Source organism: Flavobacterium tructae, assembly GCF_002217475.1.
In the GTDB taxonomy this organism is placed as follows: Bacteria; Bacteroidota; Bacteroidia; order Flavobacteriales; family Flavobacteriaceae; genus Flavobacterium; species Flavobacterium tructae.
On sequence record NZ_MUHH01000034.1, the window covers coordinates 1 to 12,233 of the forward strand.

Here is a 12,233-nt window from a genome sequence, read left to right on the forward strand (position 1 = left end):
TATGATTTTCTTTAATTTTATTTTTCTAATGATTTACAACCTTATATTTAAAATATCTAGTAAAATAGAAACATTATTTATTTATTCTATGAATATTTTATTGACTTTAGGTGTTTTGTATGTTTATTTGATAATGAGATAATTTATTTAAAAGGCTGGGTTTCTTGTTTTATAGGGTTGCTATATTTTTAGCAAAGAAGTCTTTAAATTTCTTTGGGGTTAAAAAGGTATTGACCATTTTAACTCGTCTACTGGCGCGAGCGTCCCGTTCGTGAAAGCATGTAAAGTTAGTTTCTGCGATGGAAAAAATAAATTATATAAAGGGGAGGAGTTGATGGTTCGAAAAGAAAGCGGATTTGTCTACGAGCGGGACGCTCGCGCCAGCAGGAGAAACAAAAGAATATATAAAAATTCTGAGTAATCTAGTAAATGACGGGAAAAGAATTGATATTAATAATTAGTCAAACATAAACAAAAGCCGAGCGATGCTAGGTTTTATTGTTTTACAAAATACTTTGAATTTTTCTTTTAGTGATAAAGGTATCGATAATGGAGAAAATATGATTGTGGTCGGTTTCTTCAAACTTTGCCACTTCAAGAATAAGGCTACTGGTGTTTTTATCAATTTGCACATCTTTTCTGCCTGTAAGATAGTCTAAGGAAACTTCAAGAATATTGGCAATTTTACGAGCAATATCAATAGCGGGAAAAATTTCGTTTCTCCCGACTTTGTAGCGACAAAGGTTTATAAAGAAGTAGGTTTTGTAAAAAGTGTAGCAAGTAGTCGTAAAGTTGTAAAACTTTGTATCTCATGTAATGTCTAACATGTGACAGTTTTTGTTTAAGGATGTTTTTATGTGTTTGCCATATTGGGACAAAAAAGTAATAATAAATAGTAGAATCTAGAATCATGAAATCAATAATTACCACTTTATTTTTAGTACTATCCGTATCAGTATTCTCGCAACAACTGAGTTACAGAAGCGGAGGAGTCGTTTACAACGATGCCGAAAATAAAAAACTATCATCCAATGTGGTTCGTGCCTATTTGGACACCAATGCGGAAGCATTAGCACTTTATAATGCCGGGCGTAACAAAAAAACATGGGGGAATGTACTTTTTTATGGAGGCAGTGGTCTTGTGGTTGCCAATTTAATAGTGGGTTTAACTCAAGATAATACTACTGTTTCCTATGCTAGTAATGGTTACGGACCTACAGTTAAGTCCGAACCTACCAGTTTTACAGCTGCGATTATTGGTGGTGCGATGATTATCGCCTCTATCCCTATTAAGATGGGGTATACCAGAAAGATTAAATCTGCCATTGCGAAATATAATGAAGGTTTGGTAGAAAATTATAAACCAGGGACTAAAACCACTTTAGTAGCAAGTGGTAATCAAATAGGAGTTAGAATTGAATTTTAAAGGTTTTTAAAGGCAAAAAAGGTGCTGCAGTAACGAATACCGGAATGAGCGGCCTTGGAGGAAGTTTTGCAAATTCAGGATTGTGGGGATGATTGCTTTTGGAACTGTTTCAGGAGGAACTGGTGCTGCACTTACAGGAGGTAATTTCTGGCAAGAGGCAGTTACAGGACTTGTAGTTTTCGGATAGAATCATTTTGTACATCAAATTAATAAACCTGAAACAACGGCTGCAGGTATTTATGAAACAAGAGTATTTACAATTAATTATCAAAAATAAACTTAGAGATATAGTCATTTTTTAAGTGGTAAAAAAAAATAAAGAACAATTAGTTATGAAAAAAATAGTTTTAGCATCCGTATTATTTTTAGGAACCATGTTCTCTTTTAGCCAAACAGGGACAGTCACTTCGGTTGGTGCCTTAGCTATTGGTACTTCAGGGACAAATGTGAATTCTGCCGTAACAAACAGTACAACAACTCCCATTATAACATTGAATATTCCGTATGCTAGCTCAATAGCAACGGGATTAATTACGACTGATAACCAAACGTTTTCTGGGCAAAAAACATTTAAGAATAGTATTTCTTCTGACCCTGTGGCCATATCCACCGCTAACACCATATTTTATAGTCTCGCCATAAATGGAAAAACGGTTGGATCAGGGAAAGTCTTTGAATTGCTAAAAGGGTGGGGGACAGTAACGGGTTCTAATTTAAGTGGTATTACGGATGTTGGATTACGAATATCAAATGATATTTCAGGTATGCCATATCCTTCGTTGAATTTAGGCAGAGACAACAAACAAAACATTTGGCTTTGTTCTATTCCGGCAGCCTTAACAGATGGTGTTTCTCAAATCAACAGCAGATTGCAAATTGGATATGACCAGTGGGTTCCTGACACTGCGAATGTCAATACACTTGCTGTCAATGGTACCGGTTATTTTGCTTCAGCAATAGGTATTGGGACTTCAAATTTTACAGATGGAGCTGATAGTTACAAACTTTCTGTAAAAGGAAAAATTCGAGCCGAAGAGGTAAAAGTTTACAATACTTGGGCCGATTACGTTTTTAGTAAAGATTACGAGTTACCAGATTTAAAAGAAGTTGAAAAATACATTGCTAAAAATGGACATTTAAAAAATGTACCTTCAGCAAAGGAAATTACGAAAAATGGCTTAGAACTTGGAGAAATGATTAAGATTCAACAAGAAAAAATAGAAGAATTAACGCTTTATCTGATTGAGCAGAATAAAAGGATTGAAGAGCAAAATAGGGATCTTCAGGAATTAAAAACTCAAATAAAAATCCTATTGGAGAAAAAGTAATACATATAGTTTTAAGCATAATTTTCGTAGTTGCCAAGAAGTTATTATTCTAGGCAATTTATCTTATTAGCTAATTTTCCAACTTTTTAAATATTCTTCCGCAATTTTGAGGTAATCATGTTCTTTTTCAACAAAGGCTCTGGCACGTTTTCCTATTGCTATTATTTCGTTAGGATTTTCTATTAAATATGACAATTCATTTACTAGATAATCTACATCAGGAATGGCATTTATGCAAACTCTCTCTTTCAATTTATAATAATTTACGAAATCATCTTCAGCACCAGTAAATACTACTTTTCCTTTTGCCATTGCTTCGAGAGCATTATATCCTTGGTCTTGGCTAAAGGCTTGATCTAGGAGAATATGAGATTTGTTGTATAAATTAATGTAAATAGGATAGGGTACTGTATTGGTAATTATAATTTCTACTTTATCGTTATATTTTTCTTTTATAATTTTTAGTGCTTTTTCAAAATACGGTATCCCCTTTTGATGATAGCTGTATTTGTTAATGCCTAAAAAAATAATTACTTTATCTTGAATGATTAGATCTTTGAAAATTAGTTTAGTGCAATCTACCGGATAGGGTATAAATTTAGAAAAAATAGGATAATTCTTTGTAGCATCTAAATAATCGAAATCAGTAGCAATTAACCCATCGAAAGTACTCATAATATATTCATGGATTTTAATATGCCCTTTTTTTAAGTATTCATTAAACCAGTTGAACTCTTTTGAGGGTTTTGATTTTTCTAATGAAGGTTGATAAATAGATTTATAGTCCTTATTCTCAATATAAAACTTAAGAGTCATATAATCTAATCCACAAGATAATAGAAAAGAACGCTTATTATTTTGTGTTATTTTTTTTATCAAATAGAGTTCTATTTTTCTCGTTGTTTTTATTGATGATTCGTTAACAAATTGTACGATATCATAGTTTTTTAATTTAGGAAGAAATAAATAGAAACGAATACCAGATTCTAAACTTGCTAAATCAAATTTGAACAGCCTATAAATTATTTTTCTGGGTATAGTGAAAATTTTTCTTTTAAAAAATGTTGGTTCATGATTGTAATCTACAGGATAACATCTGTAGCCATTCCTATTTCCTATCAAAAGAACCTCATGTCCAAGTTCTACTAGTCCTTTTTTTAAAGAATTATGTAAAAGACTATATTCTCCAATTAGTAAAATTCGCATATATTTTAATTAGTAAAAAGAAAAAAAAGTAAATGTAAAACAATTTGGTTATTGAAATAGATCAAATATAGTAAAGGTGTTATTTTTCCTTTTTAAAACAAAACAGAACTGCATTTTGTATTTCAAGGAGAAAAAAAATTACATTTGTTTAAGAATGAAAACCACTTGAAAGAGATCTATACTATTGATAATATTGAAATTTTAATTTCTACAATGAACAGAGATTCATTAGATTTTCTAGTGCCAATGTTTCCTTTTTCTCATTTTTCTCACTTTCACCTTTTGATTGTTAATCAAACCCAAAATGATACAATTCTGACATCTGCTTATTCCAATGTCAGAGTTGTAAATTCGTTTGAAAAAGGGTTGTCAAAAAGTAGAAATTTAGCCTTTAAAAATGCGACGGGAAAAATTCTTTTAATTGCTGATGATGATATAACTTATGAAGAAGGATTTAGTACTAATATTGTTAAAGCATATAATAAATTTCCTGAGGCATCAGTTATAAGTTTTTGTGCTGTAAATTCAAAAGGAGATCTAATGAAAAAATATCCTTCTCGTTTAAAAAATAATTTAAATATTTTTGATATTTTTAAGACAAGCTCAATAGAAATTACGCTAAATAAAAAGATTCTTGATACTTCTAAAAGTAGATTTGATGAGAATTTTGGACTGGGAGGGATTTTCGAGTTAGGAGAAGAAGCAATTTTTCTGTCAGATTTGAGGAAGGAAAATAAACAGCTTGTCTTTGTGCCCGAAGTAATTGTAAAACATCATCAGCAGACTTCTTCGGATAAAAAAGAGGTAATAGAAAGATATTACATCAATGGAGCATTATTTTTCCGAATTTTAAAAAAGAAAGCTATTCTTTGGTTATTTATCAAGCTATTTTTTGACTTGAAGCAAAAGAATTTGAAATTCACGGGTATTAAAAAAGCTCTTAATTGGACATACGAGGGATATAAAAAGTTTGAAAGCATACAATACAAAAATGAAAAATAAATGAATGTACAAATCTTATCGATCCCTAAAATAGAAGAGCGAAGAGGGAATCTTTCAGTAATTGAAAATGATATTATTCCTTTCAGTATCAAAAGAGTGTATTATTTATATGATGTTCCGGCAGGATCAGAACGAGGCGGGCATGCGCACAAAGATCTTCGACAGTTTTTGGTTGCTTTAAGCGGCAGTTTTGATGTTGTTTTAAACGATGGAAAAGAAGAGAAGATTGTTACTTTAAATAAACCGTATGAAGGTTTGTTAATCAATCCGGGAATTTGGCGTGAACTTCAAAATTTTTCTTCGGGTTCAATTTGCCTGGTTGTAGCTTCAGAAGTTTATATAGAAGATGATTACATTAGAGATTTTGATGAATTTATGTGCTCGAAAAAGACTATTGATAAATAGAAAAGTTAAAACCTTTTCGCCTTAAAAGTTTTTTTATTTTGAGTAATGGTATTAACACGTATCTGGGCAGACAGTATATAACTTTAGTTTTAAAAGAAATATTTTCTTTTAAGATGGTTTTAAGCAATTCTTTCGATTTTTTGTTTTCACCGGCAATTTTATATTGTAAAGCATATTCTATTCTATAAACGTCAAGATATTTTTTTAAGCTTGGATTGCTTTTTTCTTCTTGTTCATAGTCCTCAAAATTCTTTAAGTTTTTTTCCAGTATTGGGGTTTTCGAAAGACTGTTTTCGATGTAATGCAGGTAAGATGCCGTAACTTTATTGCTCAATGCAACGGAATATCTTAATGCAATTCGAATCCACATATCCACATCCTGGCCACTGGATATGCTTGGCTTAAAGTCACCTATTTCTTTAAATATGTTTTTCGGAATTACAATTGAAGATGAGGTAGCTATAGGATAAGGTAAACTGGTTTTAAAGTAATCCGGAATAATGCCTTCAAAAGCAGTAGAGATTTCTTTAAACTTTGGAATATAATTTTTTCCATTACTAAATACTAACTCGTAACGAGAAGCAAAAATACCCGCATCCGGAAATTTTTCTATTAAAGTTTTTAAAGTTTCGAGGTGATTAGGTGCCCATAAATCATCTGCGTCTAAAAAAGCAATGTAATTACATTTTGCTTTTTCAATTCCGAGATTTCTTGCTATAGAGGCTCCCTGATTTTTTTCGTTGTAAAGTTGTATGCGGTCATCATTAAACCCTTGGACTTTTGCCATGCTATTGTCTGTAGATCCATCATTTATTACAATAATTTCAAAATCTGCAAAAGTTTGATCGAGAATACTTTTTATAGTATTTTCGATATAATCAGCTTTATTGTATAATGGAATGACAATAGAGAAAAATGCCATGTTACTTGGTTTTTAAAGTGCAATAATAACCTAATTTATAGAAATCCAGTACGTACAGATTAGGCTTTTTTGATATTAAATTAGCGAGTACTGTGTTTTTGCTTTTTTCATAAATTAACCTTGAAACTCCTGTTAGATGAAACTTTTTTAAAGAGGAATAAATCCTGCTTAGTTTAATGTCTTTTGAATCTATTTTTTGAGAAGAAATCAGGTTATGAAGATTTTTGACTGCTCTTTCAGTTTTTCTTATGAAATCAATGTTATCTTCTTGATTGTGATGAATTAATATATTTTCAATATGAGTAATCGGAACAGAATTCAATCGAAGTTTTTGTATAAAAATAGAATCTTCATAACCATATTCATTTACGAATTCAGGAAAAGGAAACTGCAAAAGGATTTCCCTTTTTAAAAGCAGATTCCAAGTAAATACAAAATCATAATTGTCTTTAAATCTGTGCTCTAAAAGTTTGATTTCCCTATTTATTCCATATTTCCATCGAAGTAATTTTTCTTTGGGAGGAACTGTATCCGGATATTCGACACCTCCAAAGATGACTTTAGGTGCTTTTGATAATAAATGAATATAATTTTTGAGATAAGACTCATTCTTTGGTAAAGCATCAGCCTCCATAATCAAAACATATTCGTATTTTGATTTATGGGCTAAAGAATTGATGTTTTGACCTCTTCCTAAATTTTCTTTATTAATGAAAAAAGAGCAGTTTTCTAAGTGATTGATTTGGTTGTTTTTATCAATAATTTTACCACTGGCATCATCCTGAGCGATGATTTCATATACAATTCCTAAATTATCTGCCTGATGTTTAAGTTCCAAAACAAGTGGCAAAACATCATAATTATAAACCGGAATTAAAATAGAAAGCACTATACGCTGCGTTGCACCACTTCAAAAATTCTTTCGTCTTCACATTTTAGGGTTTTAGACGGGAACTTCATCAGTAAAGCATAATCGTGGGTTACCATGATCACTGTTTTACCGTTGGCATTGATTTTTTTAAGTACTTCAAGAACCTCTGAGCTGGTTTGCGGATCAAGATTTCCGGTTGGCTCATCGGCTAAGATAAATTCAGGATCGTTTAGTAAGGCTCTTGCAATGGCGACACGCTGTTGTTCGCCTCCTGAAAGTTGATGTGGCATTTTGTTTAGGAATTCTTTCATGCCTACCTTATCCAGAACTTCATCGATTTTATGCTCCATGGCTTCTTTTTCAGACCAACCTGTGGCTTTTAAAACAAAAAGCATATTGTCTTTTACCGAACGGTCCGGAAGTAATTTAAAATCCTGAAACACAATTCCGATTTTACGTCTCAAATAAGGGATTTCACTTTCTTTTAAAGTCGCCAGATCAAATTCAACGATATGTCCTTCCCCCTCAGTTAAAGGCAAATCACCATAAAGCGTTTTCATGAAACTACTCTTTCCGGAACCGGTTTTTCCAATTATATAGATAAATTCACCATGCTGAACATCTAAATTAATGTGAGATAAAATTTTCTTTCCTTCCTGATATATAGTGACTTCTTTAAGAGACAGTACGGTTTGCGACATAATAAAATTAATTTGAATGGTAAAAGTAATAAGATAACGCTTGGATTCAAAATAAATTTTAATCATTTCTGTGAGGAATTTCAAAAAAACGGCCACAGATTAATGAATTAGAATGATTTTATTCCTTTTGCTAAAGTTAATTTTTCAATCTGTGAAAAGGGGTGAAATCTTTGTCAAACCTAACAGAATTGTTGTTTCAATTGTAAAACAGAAAAATATTTCTGTAAAGTTTGAGAACCAATCTTTTGGCGTTTACTATGTAGTTTAATAATTGCGATTAAAATATTTATTCATAATAAATTCAAGGAACGTTTCGTTATAAACGGTATAAAATGATACATTTGAATACTAAATATAATTAAAATGCGTAAACTTTCCTGGTTCTTTTTACTCCCAATTATCCTTTTCTCAACCATAGTTTCGGCACAAAAATCAGCTATTTATACTTACGACTTAAAGGATTTTGACAAAGCACTGGCTTTATACAATGATAAACAATATGCTTCGGCTCAACTTATTTTCGAATATGTAAAAAATAATGCAACAACTGAGGAAGTTCAATCCGATTGTGCTTATTATATTGCCAATTGTGCCATTCGAACAAATAAAGTAAATGCCGATGCGCTGATGGAGAAATTTGTACACGATTATCCGACAAGTACAAAACAAAATCAGGCGTATATTGAAGTGGCTCAGTATTTTTTTGAGCAGGGAAATTATCCGAAAGCGTTGCAATGGTTTGATAAAGTAGACGAAACTTACATGAGCAAATCAGACTCGGATAAATTTAATTTTCAAAAAGGATATAGTTATTTCAGTGCTAAAAAGAAAAAGGAAGCAACTACTTATTTTAACAAAGTGGTAAATTCTGCTGATTTTGGTTCTCAGGCCAAATATTACTTGGGATTTATGGCGTATGAAGGTGATGATTATAAAGAAGCAACGAAATATTTTGATGAAGTTTCAGGCGAAGAAAAGTACAAAGAAAAGCTTTCGTATTATCAGGCCGACATGAATTTTAAGTTGGGGAGTTTCCAAAAAGCAATTGATTTGGGGCAAAAAGCCATGAGTAAATCGAATGATTTGGAAAAGTCAGAACTGAATAAAATTATTGGAGAAAGTTATTTCAATTTAAAGCAATATGGTAAAGCAATTCCGTTTTTAGAGCAATATGCCGGTAAAAAAGGAAAGTGGAATAACACCGATTTTTATCAATTGGGATATGCATATTACGAACAAAAAGAGTATGAAAAAGCAATTTCCCAATTCAATAAAATTATTGAAGGAAAAGACTTTGTAGCTCAAAATGCGTATTATCATTTAGGTCTGGCTTACTTAAACACGGGTAAAAAACAGGAAGCTTTAAATGCGTTTAAAAATGCTTCTGAAATGGATTTCAATGCGCAAATTCAGGAAGACGCGGCGTTAAATTATGCAAAACTGAGTTATGAAATTGGGAATGCCTATCAAACGGTACCAGGGATTTTGCTCGATTTTTTAAAGAAATATCCAAATAATTCAAGCAGATCTGAAGTAGAAAAATTATTGGTTGATTCTTATATTTCTTCTAAAAACTACAAAGAAGCACTTTCGTTATTAGAAAAAAACAGGTCGGCAGAGAATAAAGCGGCTTATCAAAAAGTGCTTTTCTACCGAGGTGTAGAATTGTACAATGAATCTAATTATCCCGAGGCAGGGAAAATGTTCAAAAATGCTGTCAGCGAACAAAAGACTCCTGAATTTACAGCCCGTGCGACTTTTTGGAAAGCCGAAACGGAATATATGACCGATGATTTTCAGAATGCTTTACTAAGCTACAAGCAATTTGCAGGATTAGCTGCGGCAAAAACTACTAATGAGTATAAAAACATCAATTATAATATTGGTTATGCTTATTTTAAACAAAAAGAATACGATCAGGCAGGGAATTCTTTTCAGGCACAAATTGACAATTCGAAAGAAGATAAAGTACGTTTGAACGATTCGTATTTGCGTTTGGGCGATTGCCGATTTGTGAGTTCGAAGTACAGTGCGGCAAATGAAGCGTACTCCAAAGCCATTGAAGCAAAAGGTGTTGACGCCGATTATGCGCAGTTTCAAAAAGCAATTTCTTACGGATTTATGTCTAAAAATGATAAAAAAGCCGAGGAGTTGAGCCATTTTCTTCAAATGTATAAAAAGTCGTCTTATCGCGATGATGCTTTATACGAATTAGGGAACACTTATGTTGCGGAGAAAAAGAACGATCAGGCACTTAAAACTTATGATCAGTTGATTTCAGAATTTAAAAACGGTTCGTTTACTTCGAAAGCCATTTTAAAACAAGGATTGATTTATTACAATTCAGATCGTGATGATCAGGCTTTGGTGAAGTTTAAAAAAGTAGCAGCAGAGTTTCCTAAAACTCCCGAAGCTTTAGAAGCCGTTTCGACAGCCAGATTGATTTATGTCGACTCAGGAAAGGTGGATGAATATGCGACCTGGGTACGTACCTTAGATTTTGTGGCGGTTACTGATGCCGAGCTGGATAATGATACTTATGATGCGGCTTTCAAACAATATAGTCAGAACAACAGTAAGCAAGCCATAACTGGTTTTACAGGTTATGTGAGCAAATTCCCGAAAGGAATGCATGCGCTGGAAGCCAACTTTTATTTAGCACAATTGTATTTTGCCGAAGGGTCAGAAACAAAATCAGTGGCAAATTATCAGTATGTGACTGATCAGCCAAGAAGTGAATTTACGGAGCAATCGTTGAGCAGACTTGCACAGATTTTCCTGAAAGCAAAAGATTGTGATCAATCGATTCCGGTTTTAGTACGTTTAGAAAACGAAGCTGATTTCCCTCAGAATAAAAACTTTGCACAGGCCAACCTGATGAAATGTTACTATGACAAAAAAGATTATGACAATTCTGTAGTGTATGCTGATAAAGTATTGCAAAACGCAAAAGCCGATGCAAATGTAAAGGCCGATGCACAAATTATCGTGGCACGTGCGGCAATGCAAACCGGAAACGAAGACAAAGCCAAAACGGCCTATGCTAAATTATCGGCAACTTCGAAAGGAGAATTAGCAGCGGAAGCATTGTACTATGATGCTTATTTTAAAACCAAAGAAGGAAAATTTGAGGCTTCAAATGTTTCAGTACAAAAGCTGGCTAAAAACTATTCGGCTTACAAATATTACGGAGCGAAAAGTTTGGTGCTAATGGCAAAGAATTTTTACGGATTAAAAGACAGTTATCAGGCAACTTATATTTTAGACAACGTCATTAATAATTTTACCGATTATCCGGATGTTGTTGAAGAAGCTAAGAAAGAGTTAAGTGCCATAAAACTGGAAGAGTCGAAAACAAATTCGTCGATCACGAAGTAAGTGTTTTAAAGAGAAAAGGGAATAGATGCAAGAGTAAAGATGCAAGAATATAGAGTAGAAGTCTTGTATCTTGACTCTTTCATCTAAATAAAAAAAGAAATAGTTTATGAGTTTACCATTTTATATAGTTGATGTTTTTGCCGATAAAAAATATACAGGAAATCAGTTAGCCGTTTTTACGGAAGCAGAGAATCTAAGTACTGAAGAAATGCAGCAGATGGCACGCGAGATTAATTTTGCAGAAAGCACATTTATAACAAAGCTTGACAGAGAAAAAAACAAAGCAGAGATCAGAATATTTACTCCTGCTCATGAAATGCAGTTTGCAGGACATCCTATAATTGGAACTTCATGGGTTTTAATCAACAAAATATTTGATAATTCCCCTGAGAATATCACATTAGAAGTTCCTATTGGGCCAATTTCGATTCATCAGTCTGAAGATTTAATTTGGTTAAAAGCTGCGCAGCCTAAGTTTTGGGATATTTATGCAAAGGAAGATTTCACCTTATTCAGCAATCTGAAAAAAGAAGATTTCGAGAATCAATTCCCAATTCAGGAAGTAACGACCGGAAGTGCTTTTGTGATGGTTGGACTGAGCAATAAAAGAGCATTGGAAAATTTGGTTTTAGATAAAGATAAAGCAGATGAATGGATGAAAAACAACTGCAAAACAGCTCACAGAGCCTTATATTTTTATTATTTGGAAGACTCAAAATTGTTTAGCAGAATGTTGTGTATTGAGCACAATCAATTGGTTGAAGATGCAGCAACCGGAAGCGCAAGTACTTGTTTACAGGCTTTTCTTTTAAAATATCATTTACCGCAATTTGAAATGATCAATTACCAGGGAGATTATATCAATCGTCCGTCTCAAATTTATTTTAAAGGGAAATTAACCGAAAATCGATTTGATATCAAAATAGGAGGGAAAGCTCAGTTTGTCGCAAAAGGAGAATGGGAAGTTTAAGAGAATAGAGTAAAGAGAATAGAG

The 12,233-nt window shown here is 32.7% G+C and carries 10 protein-coding genes; 6 read left to right on the plus strand and 4 right to left on the minus strand.

Features of this window, described 5'->3' with window-relative positions; genetic code table 11:
- Positions 1-910 precede the first annotated feature (910 nt).
- Both B0A80_RS15410 and B0A80_RS15415 read left to right on the plus strand, forming a co-directional pair.
- Positions 911-1,426 (plus strand): hypothetical protein, encoded by a 516-nt coding sequence (locus B0A80_RS15410; RefSeq protein ID WP_017495374.1) that lies wholly within the window; start codon positions 911-913, stop codon positions 1,424-1,426.
- 332 nt (positions 1,427-1,758) lie between these two features.
- The gene (locus B0A80_RS15415) at positions 1,759-2,754 is read left to right on the plus strand and encodes a hypothetical protein (RefSeq protein WP_124020576.1); all 996 of its coding nucleotides are present in this window, start codon (positions 1,759-1,761) and stop codon (positions 2,752-2,754) included.
- Positions 2,755-2,820: 66 nt separating this feature from the next.
- Here B0A80_RS15415 and B0A80_RS15420 read toward each other — a convergent pair whose 3' ends face one another.
- The gene (locus tag B0A80_RS15420) at positions 2,821-3,960 is read right to left on the minus strand and encodes a glycosyltransferase family protein (RefSeq protein WP_089077833.1); all 1,140 of its coding nucleotides are present in this window, start codon (positions 3,958-3,960) and stop codon (positions 2,821-2,823) included.
- 165 nt (positions 3,961-4,125) lie between these two features.
- Here B0A80_RS15420 and B0A80_RS15425 point away from each other — a divergent pair, with 165 nt between their 5' ends.
- Positions 4,126-4,962, plus strand: coding sequence for a glycosyltransferase family 2 protein (locus B0A80_RS15425; RefSeq protein WP_124020577.1), 837 nt, complete (start codon positions 4,126-4,128; stop codon positions 4,960-4,962).
- Complete coding sequence (locus B0A80_RS15430) at positions 4,963-5,367, plus strand: sugar 3,4-ketoisomerase (RefSeq protein ID WP_089077835.1); 405 nt, start codon at positions 4,963-4,965, stop codon at positions 5,365-5,367.
- On the opposite strand, the gene B0A80_RS15435 is transcribed toward B0A80_RS15430, so the two are convergent.
- From B0A80_RS15435 to B0A80_RS15445, 3 genes are read right to left on the minus strand one after another with little or no spacing between them, the layout of a single operon-like run.
- On the minus strand, positions 5,354-6,289 hold the full coding sequence (locus B0A80_RS15435) for a glycosyltransferase family 2 protein (protein WP_089077836.1): 936 nt from the start codon (positions 6,287-6,289) through the stop codon (positions 5,354-5,356). The two genes, B0A80_RS15430 and B0A80_RS15435, sit on opposite strands and share 14 nt — an antisense overlap.
- Position 6,290: 1 nt before the next feature.
- Positions 6,291-7,178 carry a glycosyltransferase family 2 protein gene (locus B0A80_RS15440; RefSeq protein WP_089077837.1) on the minus strand — a complete coding sequence of 296 codons (888 nt, stop codon included), beginning with the start codon at positions 7,176-7,178 and terminating at the stop codon, positions 6,291-6,293.
- Entirely contained in the window at positions 7,178-7,861 is a 684-nt protein-coding gene (locus tag B0A80_RS15445; RefSeq protein WP_026109865.1) for a cell division ATP-binding protein FtsE, read from the minus strand. The genes B0A80_RS15440 and B0A80_RS15445 overlap by 1 nt, the downstream gene beginning before the upstream one ends.
- A gap of 363 nt (positions 7,862-8,224) precedes the next feature.
- On the opposite strand from B0A80_RS15445, the gene B0A80_RS15450 reads away from it, so the two are divergent.
- Together B0A80_RS15450 and B0A80_RS15455 are read left to right on the plus strand one after the other, a co-directional pair.
- A complete protein-coding gene (locus B0A80_RS15450) occupies positions 8,225-11,239 on the plus strand; it encodes a tetratricopeptide repeat protein (protein ID WP_089077838.1) in 3,015 nt (1,004 codons plus the stop codon).
- A 106-nt stretch (positions 11,240-11,345) separates the two neighbouring features.
- Positions 11,346-12,209: a PhzF family phenazine biosynthesis protein gene (locus B0A80_RS15455; RefSeq protein WP_089077839.1), complete on the plus strand. Its 864-nt coding sequence runs from the start codon at positions 11,346-11,348 to the stop codon at positions 12,207-12,209.
- The last annotated feature ends 24 nt before the right edge of the window (positions 12,210-12,233 follow it).